This is a genomic window from Flavobacterium sp., assembly GCF_044357305.1.
Lineage (GTDB): Bacteria > Bacteroidota > Bacteroidia > Flavobacteriales > Flavobacteriaceae > Flavobacterium.
In genome coordinates this window covers 1-17,266 of record NZ_JBIKPS010000037.1, presented here as the reverse complement: position 1 = coordinate 17,266, position 17,266 = coordinate 1, and the positions used below count along the sequence as shown (strand labels likewise).

Genomic DNA, 17,266 nt, shown 5'->3' with positions numbered 1-17,266 from the left:
AAACAAAAAGTAGACTATATTCATAGCAATCCTGTAAAGGATAAAACTGTTTCTTTACCAGAAGATTATTATTTTAGTTCCGCTAGAAATTATGCAGGTTTAGATAATGATTTAGAAGTAATTTTGTTAGATTTGTTTTGATTTTGATTGTGGGCACGGATTGCAAATCCGCGCTATCGGGTTGCAAATCCGCGCTATCGGGAGCTTCTGCTATATATAGAGCAGATGCTTCATATAAAGGATTTAATATTTTTGCTGCAGCTACTGTTCATGGTTTACAAACCTCTCCTGTTTCATCTAATGTTACTACTCATTCTGGAGAAACAATTGTCTCAATGGGGTTAAGGGTTGGTGTTGGATATAATTTTGGTAGATAATAAAACATAGATAATATGAATAGACACAATTTTATTGTAATAATAATTTTAAGTAATTTTAATTTAATCTTTGGTCAAACTGATTATGAGAATGCTATAAAAGAATATGATATTGGTAATTTTAAAAATGCAGTATCATTTTTCACTAAATCAATAGAGAAAAGTGAAAAGTTACAAGATTCTTATCTTTATAGAGCAATATCATATCTTTATATTGAAAAAGCAGTTGAGTCAAAAAAAGATTTAGATAAGGCATATGAAATAGATTCAAGTTATGTAAAAAATTATGTGTTTTACGGCAGGTATTATTCCCCAGCTATGCGAAGTGTTCGATAAAAAGAAAACGTTCTTAAAACTGGGGGTTGCTCTGCGAATGTCTCCGACTTCGCAGCCACAAACAAGAGCAGGCAAAACAATGGCCCAGATGGCTCGGATATGTCCCCGAGCTGGCGCGGGCATTAGGTAACACAGGCGCTAGCGCGATGCCTCTGGCTCGTGCCCACAAAACAAATAAAACAAACTACAACCCTAAAAAGTTGTAGTGCTTATTTGTATATTGAAAGGAGTTATAGTATAACAAGCTTTTAGAGATAAGAAGTAATTGATTATATTTTGGTTAAAATAAGATCTACCATTTAAAATATCTAAATCATCAAATCACAATTGAAAATCGTTTTACAATTAGACCTTATCCAACCAAAAAACGTAAAAAATTAAGTTTCACTCCAAAGTAAAAGCATTTTTTTTTATAGTTATCAGACTCCTAAATACTAGTTTTTAGATTTAAATAAAAAATCTAAAACCGTAAAAAAAACACCAAAACACCGTAACACACTTTAAAAAACTATTCCAAAATTGCAGGGGTATAAAACAACTAAATGCCAACAGCAATCTACATAGCAGGCCTAGGACAATCAACCAACAAAGAGTCGGTAGAGAAATATGCAGCACGCTATAGTAAAGAATTGGAGTATAGTACATCCGGGCTAAACTTCTACACCAAAGTCGAAAAAATCTATTATAACGACGACCAAAGCAGTTTAGCAGTTAGAATATACCAACACCCAAAAGGAGAACAAAAATCAGATAAAGACACATTAGTTTACACGTTCTATGATTTCGAATACAATGAACTCCTAAATCAAAAATTCCAAAATAAAAACCTCTTATTTAAAAACATTGCATTATTACTATTAGTCATTAGAAAATTTCCAAGATTAATATTCAGCCTACGTAAAAAATCAGCCTACACCAAAGGAGGGCAAACCTTCTACATGTTTTTTCTATTTTTAATGATGGCTTTTGCTGTTCTGTTTTTATTGCCGTCTATAATATCTCTTTTTAAAGATTATCCAATATTTAAAGGAGAGACTATGTGTTATTTGTCTAAGATTAGTCAATTTACAATCCCAATTACAACTTTTCTCATTCTATTCATCCCAGAATCCAGCACCTTACTCACCAAAGTAGCAGCAGAATTTACTACCATAGACAACTACATCCAATACGGAGAACAAGCCCAAATCATACAAGGCAATCTCGATGCATTAATAGAATACATAGTAGAAAACGAAGAAAACCCAACCATACACCTACACACCTATAGCTTTGGAAGTGTCATTGCTTTAGATGCCTTATTTCCTTTAGGTAATGAACCTAGTGCCAACATACAAAATAACATTAATCTATTGATAACCGTCGGAGCTCCTTACGAATTTATAAATAATTATTATCCAAACTTCTACAGAAAAAGAATCAATAAAATGTCAGAAAAGATAGAATGGATAAACGTCTATTCCACTATGGATGCCTTCGCCAGCAACTTCAGAAATGACAACAAAGTTGGAGAAGCCAAATACGGCATCATGGGTAAAAAAGAAGTCCCAATAAACCTCAACTACGAAATCGCCCGAAGAGAAAAATACAACCTCTTCAGCTTCCTAACCCTAAAACACATCACCATGCACCAATCCTACTGGGACGACTCCAAATCCGGACAATCCTGCACAAGATTAATATGCAACAAAATGAAAGAGTTGAAATATTTTTCAATTACAACATAAATAAACACAAAACTACCCACATCCATTGTAACCCTGACAACGGAAGGCTCACACAAACTAAAAAATAAAAATCATGAACAAAATCATCACAATCATCGCCATCGCATTACTAACAACAACAGTAAATGCACAAGAAAAAAAATCAAAAACCTACAACCAATCCCGTAGCGCAGAAACAGGCAGATACGTCACCAATAAAGAAGCCAAAGCCAACCCAAGTACTACCTACACCACAAAAAGAAGAAGGTAATATTTCAAGAAATAAGATTACATTATGGCAGATTATATTTAGACTAGATAAAATAAAAACTCAAAATGAAAATAGATATTCATACTCACACTAAAAAAGTAAAACAAGGCGATTCGGAAAATCGCAATGTTGACGTATCTAGATTTAAAGATATAATTAATAAGACCGATGTAAAGATTCTAGCTATTACAAATCATAACCATTTTGACTATGAACAATACACTGAATTCAAAAATAGCGTTGATGGAACTTGCCAAATTTGGCCTGGTATTGAGTTTGACATTCTTGAAGAAGGACGAAAAGCACATTTAATTATAATTGTAAATCCAAAAAACGCGGAAGCTTTCGAAAAAAGAGTAAACGAAATTATTGGTTCTACATCACTTGACACTTTCAATATAGGCATTGATGATGTTGTGAACAAGTTTAATGAATTTGATACAATTTTTATTGCACACTATCACTCAAAGTCACCCAACTTAACAGACAAAGATGTGGAAAAACTTGTAAGTATAGTTTCTAATTCAAAGAGAGTTTTAAAAGAAGCATCAAACTCTATTTCAGCTGGTATCTACATTAATCACGGACACAACTCAATCCACGGGTCAGACGTTCAGAATTGGGATAATTATGTTAGTGATTCAAAAAAATTACCTGAATTAAGATTACCTGTTGAAAGCTTTGAACAGTTCTGCTTACTTTTGGATAAAGACGATGTTACCATTAAAACTATTCTTGATAAAAAAACAAAAGAAACTATTCAAATCGCACCTTTTGGTATTGCAGAACTTATAAATCTAGAAATTTATAATGACATTAACATTCTTTTTGGTTCAAAAGGAACAGGTAAGACAGAAATTCTAGATGCACTTTCTACCTATTACAATGGTAAAGGATTTAACACCAAAGTTTATAAATCAAATGAAAACAAACTTGAAGTAGTTTTTGACTTAAAGGGTAATCAATTTAATATTGATATAGAAGAATTTGGAATTGATAATTGTTCTGACGAGTTAATCTTAATAAGAAATGCAACAGAGAAAAGTGTAACAAGTTTATCAGCATATCATCGCTATTATTCGGACGAATCAAAAAATAAAATAGCTAAGACCATTAAAGTAAATCAATTTACGCTTTTTGATGAAAGTTCACCTAAAAGAAATTTTGACGAAGTTGAAAGCTACTTGAAGCAAATTTCAGAATTTAAAAATAACTTCAGTACAAGCATTAAACTAAAAAAAATTGTTGGGGATGAATTATTATCCGAATTAGATAACATTGTTGATAGAATTTTTGAAAAACTAAATTCTGAATCTGGAACCCGCTTTATCGACTACAAAACTATTAACTTTTTCAATAAGTTGATTCAGGTTTTTGTTAATGAAATCTCACGTAAGACAGGACAAGCAGCAAAGCCTATAAAAACTGGATTCAGTGATTATGCAAGTAACAGAATAGCAATTGAAAAAGCAGTCAAAAAGATTCAAGAAAATATTGCAATTTTGATTCCTCCCCACATCGAAGAAGTAGGAGACTTAGGCGACAAAGGAAAATTATTTTGTCAAACAAATTTAATATTTCAAAATGGAATAATTACTGATTCAGAATTCAGACATATTCAATGTAAAACTAAAGAACCTCAAAAAAAAGTAGCATCTCAGATAGCATCAATTTCGAAGCACATTTATTCAAATTCATTATTTGAAAAAATAGATGAACTTAATAAAATTGAAAGTGGAGATACGGTAGTATCAATCAAAGATTTGCTACTTTTCAATAGGCATTTTTCAATTAACGGAAAGGCTTATTCTCCTTCAAATGGAGAATCTTCAATGGTGTTGCTACAAAATGAATTAAAAAAAGATAAAGAAATTTACCTAATCGATGAACCCGAAAAAAGTTTAGGAAATGATTATATCAGCGAGGTTATCGTTCCTCTAATAAAAGAAAAGGCAAAAAGTGGTAAAAGAATAATTATAGCAACCCACGATGCAAACATTGCAGTAAGAACTTTGCCATATAATTCAATTTATAGACTTCATAACGTAAACCAAAGTTGTTATACATTCGTAGGGAATCCGTTTACAAATAATTTAAAATGTATTAATGGAACAAAAACCGATTTAGACTGGAAATTAATTAGTATGAAAACATTAGAAGGTGGCAAAGCTGCTTTCGGAGAAAGAGGAAAAATATATGGCAACTCATAACGCAACAATTGAAAGAAATGATAACAGTGCAACTCTAAAACTTGTACTTGGCTATGAAGAATTAAATATTATCTTAACAGAAGACAATCCTAACGAAGTAAAGTCTGTATTTAATAAATTGCTATTTCATTTAAAGAATGAAGAAGTAGATTTTAATTTGACAGATACTACAGAAGATTTGTATTTTCACATTTGCATAGAATATATAAATCAATTAAATGCTGAACTCAAAAGCACCTATGCTGAACTTAAAGACAACGAATTATTAAACAAATTCAAATGACACTAAATTTAATTAAGGAACAAAATTACATCGGAAACCTATTTGAAATTCAAAATCAAGATAATAATTCAATTTGGCTTCATTTTGATGTTTTTTTAGGAAATCGTCAAAATATCGTAGGTTTCAATACTGAAAGTATTTTACAAAATGAAACTGGATTGTTCAGAATCAACTTGACGAGTGAACAATTTTCTGATTTTTTTAACTTAAATATTTCAAAAGCTTCAAATTTATTAGATAATTGGTTTGAATTAAAGGGGAATACGACTAAAGTAGAAAATTCATTAGAATCATTTTATTACCCTTTTGAATTCTCCGAAGATGATCAGACTCAAAGTATTTTTTTTAATAAAGACAATATATCAATTATTGGCAGAAGAAAAAAAGAGGATAAAGAATTTTTGAACAAATTAAATTCATTAGTAGATTTGAGAGATCTATATGATAAAAACAAAACAGAAATTGTATTAAATGAATTAAGAAATTCAACAAAATCTATTCGTGATATTCCAGAATTAAATGTTGTAAGTTTTAATGTTGGACAAGGAAATGCAACTGGAATTTTTGATAAAGAGTTTAACCCAATCATATACTTTGATTTAGGAGGTGGTGCATATTGGAATAAACATACATACCGAAATACAAAATTATTTCCTGTAAACGAAAATCCAACTATTATTCTTTCTCATTGGGATTTTGACCATTATGAGTCAATTAGAGCTAATCCTAGACATTATATGAACTGTAAAATTTTAGCACCTTTACAAAAGACAACTCCTAGTATAAGAAAATTTGCGGCCTTATTTTCAACTAATCTTTATCTTATTGATAAAGAATTAGGGAAAGGAAAAAACTTTTCATTTTTTAAACTTTTTAAATGCTCAGGTCAAAAACGAAATGATTCAGGACTTGGAATCCTATTAGACTTAAAAAAAGATGATAATATATCAGAAATTCTATTACCAGGAGATTCACAATATTTTTTTATTAAGCAAAGAAAGGAAGTCGATGCAATTTGTGTTACTCATCATGGGGGTAAACTTTATAATAAAAGAGGATTTCCTTCTCCAAAAGAAAAAGGCAATGGTTATTCTGTTTATAGTTATGGTATTAACAACACATATTCACATCCTAAACAAGACACAATACAAGAGCATATTAATAAAGGTTGGGGGTGTGATAGATTTCTAAAGAAATATTCTTTAAGTACAATAACTCATAATGTTATTTATAACAATGATATTAATATTAGTGCTACTTTCAATGCTTCACCACTTAATACTTTAGGAACATTCAATTCATTTCACGGTATAGTTTATAATAGAGATCTAAGAATTAGAATAATATTATCTTCAATTGATAACGATTAGAAAAAGTAAATCTACAAGCTATTCTAATGTATTAGTATCTAACTTAAAATAACAATTTCTAACAATAAACTATGATACTCTTACTTTTTACTATTCTTTTCACTATTTCTGCAAATAGTCAAAATAAACTTTCAGAACCACAGCTAATATTGGGCTTGGTGGCGTGCTTAAATTCAAGTCCAATTTTACGATTAGGCTTTTGGGTAGGTTGACAGTTTTGTGCTCCGAAATTCCGCACGAACGCTAAACCCAAAAAAGTTGGCAGTAAGCATAAAAAAAGATAAAACTGAGATTAATAATTAAATAAAAACTTAAAGTTATGGCATACGAACGTTCGCATATGATTTATAATGATTACAAATGGCAAGCTAAAGCTGCACATGATAATCCTTATTACTCAAAAGGTATTGATTATTCAGAAATAAATAAATCAGAAGGTTATGAAGTATTATATTTCTTAAATCACATAGGGCAAAAGTGCTGGAAAAATGAACCTAGTATTGCATCACATAATAAAATGGAACGAGTATTAAGGGAGCATGTTCCTGCACGAAGTACACACAAGAAGGCCGAAGATTTTATAGTAAATAATTGGAATAAGTACTAATTCAGTGAATAAATTTCATACCAGATGAATTTATTTAATCCGCTAGTGCGAGTTTCTAATTCGTACCCCGCTCTCCAAAGTCTCCTGACTTTGGAGAGCATTAAAACACTAATCAATAAAAATAACCCATGACCACTCAAGCAATCAACCGGGTCCAAAACCAAAAAAAGAAGACGGCACAGACGACAAAAGACATTATGTAAATCCCGAAACAAAACCAAAACATCCAACATTAAAACCACATCTACCAAAAAAGCAATCAAATTATGGCTATAATCGCCAGTTACCGCCAGAGTTTAACTAAATATTCTATTTGCGTAACACAACATAATGTTTAGTATAGCCCCACTCCACTAAATGTTCTATAGAACCGCGATGCTCTTCGATGGTCTCCTGACCTCGAAACCTTGTAAAATAAAAACACATCTAAATTGTAGTTTTCTGTTTAAGTTTATATAAATCTTAAAATTACACGAATTAAGTTCGACCACTTCAAAAAACCGTAAAAAAAACACCAAAAAACCGTAAAATAAAACATTAAAATTACATTAAAATTGTAAATGATAACAAAATTTACCAATTTAAATGAAAAAACACTACCTACACAACGGTCAAAAAAACAGCGGTCAATTGGATAAAATACAACTTAAAGACCAAAAAATCAAAAAATATAAAGTTAAGCAATGCCTCCTAATTTTACCCTAGTTATCCTATTAAACGCTCTTAATAAAAACCAACTAGATCAGCAAATTCCTCCCAAACTTCGCAGAACATTTTTAACCTAAGCCCCAAAACAGTATAAAACCAAAACCTCCTAATAATTCATGATTTGTAATTAGTAATTAATAACGAATCGCTATTGAACCAAAAATACAACATACTATTAAACAACCTCAACGAACACCTAAACTTCATTGAATTAGAGATTGACGACCAAATCAAAAAGTGTGAGCTAGCCATCACTACAATACTCAAGTCCATAAACGAACTTAAAAAAGCGGTAAAAAAAAATAACTTCAATACCGAATCAGAAGAAATCCATTTCTTCAAAGAAATAAAACCGCAATTCACTTCAAAACTCATTTTTTATAACAAAGTCTATAAAATTGAAATGAAAAAGCCCAATGCTGGAGACAAAATACTTGAAAAATACTACAACCAAGAACTTCATATCCTAAAAAACTTTTTCGATAGCGAACGAGAATTCCACCAATATTTCCGATCAGGAAATACCTATCTCGATTATAAATACTTCATGAGAGGTAAATTTGATATCAAACTAGTATTAGACGACTACTATTTTGAAACCGATACCACTTTTGCTACCTCACACGATTTTAAAGTTGCAACAATACTAGCAAACGACCTCGTCAAATTATATACTGAAAACCAATTGATTATGTTGGAAAACAAAGAAATTCCAAAAAAATCACAACGCAAACCGAACGTAAAAATGACATGGACGGGCTCAAAAGTAGCCCTAGTAGAACTAATGTACGCACTTCACACCGAAGGAGTATTCAATAATGGAGCTGCAGATTTAAAAGAAATAGCCGAATATTTCGAACAAATTTTCGATATCGATTTAGGACAATACCGTCGGGTATTCCTTGAAATCAGGGCAAGAAAGAGTGATAAAACAAAATTTATCACCACACTAAACGACCAACTAGTAAAACGAATGGAAGACTCCGATGAGGTAATTTAAATAAAAATCGTTCACAACGCGACCTCCGTTGTGAAAGAAATCAACTCAAACACCACAAATTTGTACCATAACAATTTAAAACACAAGTTATGGCAGTACAAATTATTACTATCGAAGACTTAAACGAATTCCGAAGTCTACTTTTGAATGATTTAAAAGAAATCATCCAATCCAAACCACAAACAACTAAACAGTGGCTCAAATCCAATGACGTCCGCAAACTCCTAAACATCTCTCCAGGAACACTCCAAAACCTCCGCATCAACGGAACACTCTCCTATACCAAAATAGGTGGCATGATGTATTACAACCATTCCGACATCGACAAACTATTAAACGGAAACAAAATAAATCACACTCCTACCCTCTTCAAGTAATAAAAGGAAAAAGCACTTTCTAACAAACTAAACTTTTTTCTGGTTCTAGTCTTAATACTTAATACTCCAATCTTAATACTCTCAGAACCTTAGCACCTTTTAAACCTTTAAACCTTTTAAACCACAACAAAAATGAACTACATCAAACACCTAACCGGCTTCTTCGAAAAAGTAGCCATAGACAAAACCCTAAATCCAACACACGTAAGTTTGTAAATAGCCCTATTTCAGTTTTGGAACTGCAACCGCTTCAAAAACCCCATCAGCATTAATCGCGATGAGGTCATGCGAATAAGTAAGATAAGTTCCAAAGCCACCTACCACAAATGTCTGAAAAACTTACACAGTTTGGGTTATATCAACTACGAACCCTCCTTCAATCCATTCAAAGGAAGTCACGTCATTCTATTCAACTTTGCAGATGATTTAAAACCAGCTCCAAAATCCGAAAGAAAACCAAAAAATGAACCTCTTTTTGAACAAGTCAATGAACAAGCTCTGAACAAGTCGTGTACTAGTAGTGAGACAGGTACTGAACAAGTCTTAGTACCTTCTATAAACTATATAAACAATACAAACATTTTAAACAAAAAAAACAATTCAAACTTGGAAAAGCACACAAAAGTCATTTCGAAGAATGAAGTAATCTCAGAAATAAATAATTCCAATTTTAAAAATGAAACGGAAGAAGAGAAAGAAAAAAAGTTGCGCGAAAAAAAGAAAGATTTCATAGAACCAAACCTGCAGGAAATCAAAACCTATTTCCTAGAAAATAACTTCCCAGAACTCGAAGCCCAAAAGTTTTTCAATTATTTCACCAGTGTCGGCTGGTTAGTTGGAGGCAAAATACCGATGGTCGATTGGCAAGCAGCAGCACAAAATTGGATGTTAAACACCCCAAAATTCATTTCAAACACCAAGCAACCCAACAGAGCAAAAAACCTCAACACCACAACCGACAAAGACTATTCCGAACCACTCTAACCTGAACTGACATCCTGAACTTTTCGTAGGACAACTTCTTTGCGAACCTTGCGATGTCAACCTGAGCTTGTCGAAGGGCTTTGCGGACTTAGCGGTTAAATCAATGAAATCTATCCAAAGCGAAGCGCCTTTCACACAATCCAAAGAAACTATGCTCCTATGTGGTTCAAAATAAAAATCCGTACCAATCCATTAAAATCCGCATCATCCGCGTTCCAATACTTCGCTTTAGCGAACAATCCAAAGCGAAGCGCCTTTCACACAATCAAAAAAACTATGCTCCTATGTGGTTCAAAATAAAAATCCGTGCCAATCCATTAAAATCCGCATCATCCGCTTTCCAATAAATTCGCTTTAGCGAACAACCCAAAGCGAAGCGCCTTTCACACAACCAAAAAAATCCGTGACAATCCATTAAAATCCGCGTCATCCGTGTTCCAATACTTCGCTTTAGCGAACAAACTATGTCAAACTATCCAAAGCGAAGCGCCTTTTACACAATCAAAAAAAACTATGCTCCTATGTGGTTCAAAAAAAATCCGTACCAATCCATTCAAATCCGCTTCATCCGTGTTCCAATACTTCGCTTTAGCGAACAAACTATGTCAAACTATCCAAAGCGAAGCGCCTTTCACACAATCCAAAAAATCTATGTTTCTATGTGGTTAAAAAACAAAATATGGAAAACAAAATAAAATCCCACTACAACTATCCTGCCGTAATCAATTGGCTACAAGCCAAAGGCATTGAACACTACGGCAACCATTTCAAAATAGTAGAAACCGACTACCCAATAGTCTACAAGCTCATTGCCTACTTCCTAAAAGACCAGCCAACCTGCAACCAACTAAACATCGATTTAGAAAAAGGAATCCTATTAACCGGGCCTATCGGCTGCGGCAAAACAACACTAATGAACCTAATGAAACACCTAACACCAGCAAACAATAAATTCATAGTAAAACCCTGCCGAGACATCAGCTTCGAATTCATCCAAGACGGCTACCAAATAATCCACAAATACAGCAATGGCAAACTATACCACTCCGAACCCAGAACCTATTGCTTTGACGATTTAGGAACCGAAAACAATTTAAAATACTTCGGCAACGAATGCAACGTCATGTCAGAAATACTATTAAGCCGATACGATCTATACATCTCTAAAAAACTCCAAACCCACATCACCACCAACCTATCCGCCAACGAAATAGAAACCATCTACGGCAACAGAGTCCGCAGCCGAATGAGACAAATGCTAAATCTAATAGCCTTCGATAAATCAACATCAAACAAACGCTAACGGACAACCTGAACCCGTTCTAATCTCTAACCCTAAGAGCCTCAGAACATTTAAACTTATAAACTTTTAAACCCTATCAAACCTCAGAACCTTTGAACCTCAGCAGCCTTAAACCATCCACATCCATTCAAAAAAAACACCGTAAAAAAAAGTCAAAAACACCGTAACACACTTTAAAAAACTATTCTAAAATTGCAGATGTATAAAACAAATTAATGCCAATAGCAATCTACATAGCAGGTCTAGGACAATCACCCCCCCAACCGCGTGGATAATCCGTGCACACAAAATATAATAAACCCAATTATGGATGCTTACTAGCTACTTTGAAGAACAAATAAACAAGTTAGCTGATAGATTTTGAAACCCTAATAAACGACACCAATTATATAAAATATGACTGAAAACAAAATAATTCACGAAGGAGAAATTACACTTGGAGAAATGATTATTCCTTGCTACGTTTTAGAAGACGGAACAAGAGTATTGTCAGGCAGAGGGTTGCAGGAAGCGTTAAAAATGGTCGATACTGACGAAGAATCTAAGCCAACAAGTGGGGCCAGATTAAACAGATATTTAGAACAAAAATCGCTTCAAACCTATATATACAAAGGAAAAGAACCGGGCCACTACGACCCAATTATATGTTATCAAGGTGATAAAAAAATTAATGGTTTTGAAGCAACTATATTGGCGGATATTTGTGATGCCTTTTTGGAAGCTCGAAACAATATAACTTTATCATCAAGACAAAAAATAATTGCTGACCAATGCGAAATTTTAATACGTGGTTTTGCAAGAATTGGAATTATAGCTTTAATTGATGAAGCTACTGGTTATCAATATGAGAGAGAACGTTATGAATTACAAAAGATACTTACAGCTTATGTATCTGATGAGATATTAAAATGGCAATTGACTTTTACTGATGAATTTTATAGAGAAGTTTATAGATTATGGGGTTTACCTTTTATACCAAAATACATAAAAATCAAACCATCATTTATAGGAACATTAACTAATAAATACATTTACGATCAACTTCCAAAAGGAGTAGTTGAAAAAATAAAAGACAATACTCCTAAAACTGAAAAAGGAAATTGGAAGTATAAATTTCATCAATCACTAACTCCAGAAGTCGGGAGAGAACATTTGAAAAAACAGATTATCGAAGTCACTACTTTAATGTCTGTTTCATCTGACAAAAGTCAATTTGATACTTTATTTACATCAAAATACAAACAAAGTAGCCAATTGAAAATAAGCTTTGAAGAATAAGTAGGCCCGACCGCGCGGATTTGTAATCCGTGCCCACAAAAGATAATCAACCCAATTATGGATATATACTAGCTAGTTTGTAGCGCATATTTACAAGTTGCAAGAGATTTTACCAAGATTGTGTTAAAAAAATTCGTCTTTTTCAAACAATCAAAGTAGAAATATTTATTAATCTAAAACAACGTTTAAAATGAAGAAACAAATGAAAAATTTAAGTAAAGTGCTTATTTTTAGTTTAATTATTGCTCAACTTGGTTATTCTCAAGCCAAGGATAGTGAAATTAAATCTAAAAATTTAAAAGGCCAAGCAGAACTAATTAATTTTAACGAAACTGAAGTTAAAGTTGATGAAAAATCTATTAATCAATTTTTAAAATTACAGTTTAATACTATGGACGAAACTTATTTTAAAATTGAAGATAAAAAAACAATTGTTGAGAATAATTTAAAGTCGCAGAAATTTCAGCAATTTTATAAAGGAATTAAAGTTGAATTTGGAATACAGAATGTTGTTTCAGAAAAAGATATATTAAAGACTATTTCTGGAAAACTAGTTGATATCCAATATAATATTGAAGTAAAGCCAAATTTATCAGAAAAGGAAGCGTTGAATTTTGCACTTAAAGAAATTGATGCAAAAGAATATATGTGGGAAAATGAAGAAAATGAAAACTTTATAAAAATTGAAAAGAATGATAAAAATGCAACATATTATCCAAAAGGAGAACTAATAATTATCGAGAAAAATTTATTTGTAAAGGAATCAATGCCAAGATTGGCTTATAAATTTGATATTTATGCACAAAATCAAATAAGTCGTGATTTTATTTATATAGATGCAGAAACGGGTGATATTTTACTAAAAGACCCAATAATAAAACACATCCAAGGTATAGGAAATACGAGATATAGTGGACAAAGAAATTTTGAAACACAACAAATAGGAAGCCAATATAAATTACGAGATTATTCAAGAGGTCAAGGAATAGAAACCTACAATATGAATAAAGGAAGTGATTATAATATTGCGACCGATTTTGTAGATAATGATAATAATTGGACTACTACGGAATTTAATAATGCTAATAAAGATAATGCCGCATTAGATGCTCATTGGGGAGCAATGAAAACTTATGATTATTGGCTTCAAAAACATAATAGAAATAGTTATGATGCCAATGGTGCAAAAATTAGGAGTTATGTTCATTTCAGTTCCAACTATGATAATGCTTTTTGGGACGGAGAAAGAATGACTTATGGAGATGGAGGTTCAATATTTACTCCACTAACAAGTATAGATGTTGTAGGTCATGAGATTGGTCATGCCGTATGTACAAATACAGCAGGTTTACTATATCAAAATGAATCAGGAGCAATTAATGAAGCATTAAGTGATATTTGGGGAGCAATGATTGAATATTTTGCAGAACCAACAAAACAAACTTATTTAATAGGGGAAGAAATTAAAATTGGAGGAGGTGCTTTACGTTCAATGTCCAACCCAAAAACATACTCAAATCCCAATACTTATTATGGTCAGTATTGGTATACGGGAAGCGGCGATAGTGGCGGTGTTCATTATAATAGTGTTGTTTTCAATCATTGGTTTTATATTTTAGCCGAAGGTAAAACAGGAACAAATGATTTAGGTAACTCTTTTAGTGTTACAGGAATAAGTAAAGATAAAGCAGCAAAAATTGTATATCGAGCGGAAAGTGTATATTTCACAGCGACTACTAACTATCCCCAAGCAAGAGATTTAACAATTCAAGCTGCTAAAGATTTGTATGGGACAAATTCCATAGAATCGGTTGCAGTTTGCCAATCTTGGTATGCAGTTGGTGTGGGTAATAATAACTGCATTGTTCCTTTAAACATTGATGGTGATAAAATAATTTGCAATGCAACAACAAATTATACTTATACAACAACAAATTTGATTCCAGGTTCTGTCGTTAATTGGAGTTATTCGACTAATGCTTTAACACTTGTAAATTCAACAAATACAAGTATAACTGTTAAGCCAATTAACTCAACATACAGCGGTAGTGCTACAATTACAGCCAACGTGTCAGGAAATACGACCACTAAAACGATTTGGATTGGGAAGCCAAGTTTTACTGTTTTAGGTTCAGTAATTGTTCAACAACCAAATGTTGTACGCATGGGTATGCAAAGCGACAGCAATGTATCATTAATTGACCAAGGAATTACATCAACAACGTGGCGAAAATTTGCACAAAATGGCACTTCAGTTAGTTGTGCAACAGGTTATGGCGGAGTAATTTCTTCTGTTTTTTATTTATTAAAAGTTACTGCTACAAATAGTTGTGGAACATCTGAAGTGGTTTATGATTCAGAAACGTTGCCAATTGAATATAGTGGTTTTTTAACAATGACTAATGAAAACTTATACACAGTTTATCCAAATCCTTCAAAAGACATTGTTACTATTGAAATTAGAGATATCGAGAATCAACCTAAAAAAGATATAAAAATAGATGGCGAACTTTTTGATTTGATGGGACAATCAATTCTAAAAGTAGAGATTATTGATAATAAAGCAACTTTTTCGGTTATAGGGCTGAAAAGAGGGATTTATGTGTTAAAAATTTATATAAATGACCAAGTCGAATTTCATCAAATTGTAGTAGAATAATTTTAAAAAAATAGAGAAATGAAAAAATTAACCCTTTTAATTAGTGTTTTTCTACTGCAATTAGGTTGCAGTAGAAATAATGAGGATGAAATAAAAAATGTTTCATACCCTGAATGTTTAAGTACCCAAATACAATTGATTTTACAAAATCCTATTCAAAATCCAAAATCAACAATAAAAAAGTATATCTATAATGGGAATATAGTTTACATCGTTGGGTTTAATTTTCCAGATTCACAAAGCCCAGTTTATAACGATAAATGTGAATTAATTTGTGCAGAAGGAGGAATTGGAGGTAATAGCACTAGCACTTGTGTAAATTGGGAAAGTGCCACTTATCTCGAAACTGTATGGACAGACCCAAGGTAGTTTTTATAATGGATGTTTGGACTCCCCCTGCTAGTCCGAGCAGAAATAACATGCATCGCTAGTGCGAGTTTCTAACTCGTACCCACAAAGAAAATAAAAAGCACTACAACCCTAAAAAAGTTGTAGTGCTTATTTGTGTATTGCAAGAAGCTATAAAATAACAAGCTTCTAGAGATAAGAAGTAATTAATTATATTTTGGTTACAAGTAAGATCTAGTTATTTAATATATCTAAATCATTAAATCACAATATAGAGTCCTATTACAATTAGACCTTATCCAACCAATATAAGTAGACAATTGAGCTTCACTCCAAAGTTCTAATTTTCTTTACATTTATCACTCCTAAATACTAGTTTATAGATTTAAATAAAAAATCTAAAACCGTAAAAAAAACACCAAAACACCGTAATACACTTTAAAAAACTAGGCACATATCCCTTTAATGGAAATTTTTATCTTTTTAAGTATTATAAATAAAGACAAAAGTAATGAATTTAATAGAAGTAAATAAAAATTACAATACACAGGCAAAATGCTTGAAATTATTGGAGCAAATGCGTTGGGGTAAAAACGTAAAATGCACTTTTTGCGATTCAAACAATGTAAAAACGATAAAAACCGAACAAGGGCGGTATTCTTGTAAAAACTGTAATAAGTCATTCTCTGTTATAGTAGGTACGATATTCGAGGAAACTCGAATGGAATTACCAAAATGGTTTCAGATTATTACTTTAATGCTTAATGCAAAGAGTAGTATATCGGCAAAGGAAATTGAACGTAATCTTGGTGTTACTTATAAGACTGCATATTATGCTTGTATGCGTATTAGAATAGGTATGTTAATGTCCGAAACGAAGTTAAATGGAATAATAGAAATGGACGAAAGTTATTTTGGTGGTAAAGCACGAAAAAATCATAGTATTTCAGATTATAACGTTAGTTTAGCACAAACAACATTAAAAAGAGGGCGAGGAACAAACAAAGTTTCGGTTGTTGGAATGGTTCAACGACAAGGAAATGTCAAAACAAAAATTATAGAAAAATTAACCAAAAGAAATTTACTTTATATGTTAAAGTCAAATGCAAAAAGCGACAACTCGATTTTGATGACAGATGGCTTTAGGTCTTATAACGAATTAGAAACCTACATTGAAAGGCTCGTTGTAATTCACTCGAAACAATACAGTAAAGGAATAGTGCATATCAACACAATAGAGGGTTTTTGGAGTTACGTTAAGAACGGAATTAAAGGAAGTTTTAAAGCCGTAAGCAAAAAGTACCTACCTCTTTATTTGATTGAGTTTGAGTGGAAATTTAACAATAGAAACTTCAAAGGAAATGAGTTAGAAAAATTCCTAAAAAACGCACTATTTCAAGAAAAAGAATTAGAGCATTGGAAAGCCCAAAGTTCTCAACAAATTAAAAA

Annotated in this window: 16 protein-coding genes and 1 pseudogene; all 17 read left to right on the top strand. The window is 32.1% G+C overall.

Annotated elements, in window-relative coordinates; genetic code table 11:
* Positions 1 to 141 (top strand): annotated as a pseudogene (locus ACIQ2J_RS14245) (transposase); the annotation flags it as partial.
* The gene (locus tag ACIQ2J_RS14240) at positions 138 to 377 is read left to right on the top strand and encodes a hypothetical protein (protein ID WP_396171052.1); all 240 of its coding nucleotides are present in this window, start codon (positions 138 to 140) and stop codon (positions 375 to 377) included. The pseudogene ACIQ2J_RS14245 and the gene ACIQ2J_RS14240, both read left to right, overlap by 4 nt.
* Before the next feature lie 15 nt (positions 378 to 392).
* Positions 393 to 713, top strand: a complete 321-nt coding sequence (locus ACIQ2J_RS14235; RefSeq protein WP_396171049.1) for a hypothetical protein — start codon at positions 393 to 395, stop codon at positions 711 to 713.
* A 542-nt stretch (positions 714 to 1,255) separates the two neighbouring features.
* Complete coding sequence (locus ACIQ2J_RS14230; protein ID WP_396171047.1) at positions 1,256 to 2,440, top strand: hypothetical protein; 1,185 nt, start codon at positions 1,256 to 1,258, stop codon at positions 2,438 to 2,440.
* Positions 2,441 to 2,513: 73 nt separating this feature from the next.
* Complete coding sequence (locus ACIQ2J_RS14225) at positions 2,514 to 2,690, top strand: hypothetical protein (protein WP_396171045.1); 177 nt, start codon at positions 2,514 to 2,516, stop codon at positions 2,688 to 2,690.
* 65 nt (positions 2,691 to 2,755) lie between these two features.
* The gene (locus ACIQ2J_RS14220) at positions 2,756 to 4,900 is read left to right on the top strand and encodes a hypothetical protein (protein WP_396171043.1); all 2,145 of its coding nucleotides are present in this window, start codon (positions 2,756 to 2,758) and stop codon (positions 4,898 to 4,900) included.
* Positions 4,887 to 5,183 carry a hypothetical protein gene (locus ACIQ2J_RS14215; protein ID WP_396171041.1) on the top strand — a complete coding sequence of 99 codons (297 nt, stop codon included), beginning with the start codon at positions 4,887 to 4,889 and terminating at the stop codon, positions 5,181 to 5,183. The genes ACIQ2J_RS14220 and ACIQ2J_RS14215 overlap by 14 nt, the downstream gene beginning before the upstream one ends.
* Positions 5,180 to 6,553 carry a hypothetical protein gene (locus ACIQ2J_RS14210; protein WP_396171039.1) on the top strand — a complete coding sequence of 458 codons (1,374 nt, stop codon included), beginning with the start codon at positions 5,180 to 5,182 and terminating at the stop codon, positions 6,551 to 6,553. Before ACIQ2J_RS14215 ends, ACIQ2J_RS14210 begins: the two co-directional genes overlap by 4 nt.
* Positions 6,554 to 6,872: 319 nt before the next feature.
* Positions 6,873 to 7,160: a hypothetical protein gene (locus ACIQ2J_RS14205; RefSeq protein ID WP_396171037.1), complete on the top strand. Its 288-nt coding sequence runs from the start codon at positions 6,873 to 6,875 to the stop codon at positions 7,158 to 7,160.
* 859 nt (positions 7,161 to 8,019) lie between these two features.
* Positions 8,020 to 8,868, top strand: a complete 849-nt coding sequence (locus ACIQ2J_RS14200; protein ID WP_396171035.1) for an RteC domain-containing protein — start codon at positions 8,020 to 8,022, stop codon at positions 8,866 to 8,868.
* Between the two features lie 89 nt (positions 8,869 to 8,957).
* Complete coding sequence (locus tag ACIQ2J_RS14195; protein WP_396171033.1) at positions 8,958 to 9,245, top strand: helix-turn-helix domain-containing protein; 288 nt, start codon at positions 8,958 to 8,960, stop codon at positions 9,243 to 9,245.
* Between the two features lie 285 nt (positions 9,246 to 9,530).
* Positions 9,531 to 10,229, top strand: a complete 699-nt coding sequence (locus tag ACIQ2J_RS14190; protein WP_396171031.1) for a transcriptional regulator — start codon at positions 9,531 to 9,533, stop codon at positions 10,227 to 10,229.
* A 679-nt stretch (positions 10,230 to 10,908) separates the two neighbouring features.
* On the top strand, positions 10,909 to 11,532 hold the full coding sequence (locus tag ACIQ2J_RS14185; protein ID WP_396171029.1) for an AAA family ATPase: 624 nt from the start codon (positions 10,909 to 10,911) through the stop codon (positions 11,530 to 11,532).
* Positions 11,533 to 11,928: 396 nt separating this feature from the next.
* Positions 11,929 to 12,810 carry a P63C domain-containing protein gene (locus ACIQ2J_RS14180; RefSeq protein WP_396171027.1) on the top strand — a complete coding sequence of 294 codons (882 nt, stop codon included), beginning with the start codon at positions 11,929 to 11,931 and terminating at the stop codon, positions 12,808 to 12,810.
* A 202-nt stretch (positions 12,811 to 13,012) separates the two neighbouring features.
* Positions 13,013 to 15,469: a M4 family metallopeptidase gene (locus tag ACIQ2J_RS14175; RefSeq protein WP_396171025.1), complete on the top strand. Its 2,457-nt coding sequence runs from the start codon at positions 13,013 to 13,015 to the stop codon at positions 15,467 to 15,469.
* An 18-nt stretch (positions 15,470 to 15,487) separates the two neighbouring features.
* Positions 15,488 to 15,838, top strand: a complete 351-nt coding sequence (locus tag ACIQ2J_RS14170) for a DUF6970 domain-containing protein (protein ID WP_396171023.1) — start codon at positions 15,488 to 15,490, stop codon at positions 15,836 to 15,838.
* 490 nt (positions 15,839 to 16,328) lie between these two features.
* Positions 16,329 to 17,266 (top strand): IS1595 family transposase (locus tag ACIQ2J_RS14165; RefSeq protein WP_396171021.1); only part of this gene is annotated, 938 nt, incomplete at its 3' end.

Bases quoted from the DNA above. Each gene is read 5' to 3' on its own strand.
- ACIQ2J_RS14195 (WP_396171033.1), top strand. From the start codon at position 8,958: ATGGCAGTACAAATTATTACTATCGAAGACTTAAACGAATTCCGAAGT.
- ACIQ2J_RS14190 (WP_396171031.1), top strand. From the start codon at position 9,531: ATGCGAATAAGTAAGATAAGTTCCAAAGCCACCTACCACAAATGTCTG.
- ACIQ2J_RS14170 (WP_396171023.1), top strand. From the start codon at position 15,488: ATGAAAAAATTAACCCTTTTAATTAGTGTTTTTCTACTGCAATTAGGT.
- ACIQ2J_RS14215 (WP_396171041.1), top strand. From the start codon at position 4,887: ATGGCAACTCATAACGCAACAATTGAAAGAAATGATAACAGTGCAACT.
- ACIQ2J_RS14205 (WP_396171037.1), top strand. From the start codon at position 6,873: ATGGCATACGAACGTTCGCATATGATTTATAATGATTACAAATGGCAA.
- ACIQ2J_RS14180 (WP_396171027.1), top strand. From the start codon at position 11,929: ATGACTGAAAACAAAATAATTCACGAAGGAGAAATTACACTTGGAGAA.
- ACIQ2J_RS14185 (WP_396171029.1), top strand. From the start codon at position 10,909: ATGGAAAACAAAATAAAATCCCACTACAACTATCCTGCCGTAATCAAT.
- ACIQ2J_RS14225 (WP_396171045.1), top strand. From the start codon at position 2,514: ATGAACAAAATCATCACAATCATCGCCATCGCATTACTAACAACAACA.
- ACIQ2J_RS14175 (WP_396171025.1), top strand. From the start codon at position 13,013: ATGAAAAATTTAAGTAAAGTGCTTATTTTTAGTTTAATTATTGCTCAA.
- ACIQ2J_RS14230 (WP_396171047.1), top strand. From the start codon at position 1,256: ATGCCAACAGCAATCTACATAGCAGGCCTAGGACAATCAACCAACAAA.
- ACIQ2J_RS14220 (WP_396171043.1), top strand. From the start codon at position 2,756: ATGAAAATAGATATTCATACTCACACTAAAAAAGTAAAACAAGGCGAT.
- ACIQ2J_RS14210 (WP_396171039.1), top strand. From the start codon at position 5,180: ATGACACTAAATTTAATTAAGGAACAAAATTACATCGGAAACCTATTT.
- ACIQ2J_RS14235 (WP_396171049.1), top strand. From the start codon at position 393: ATGAATAGACACAATTTTATTGTAATAATAATTTTAAGTAATTTTAAT.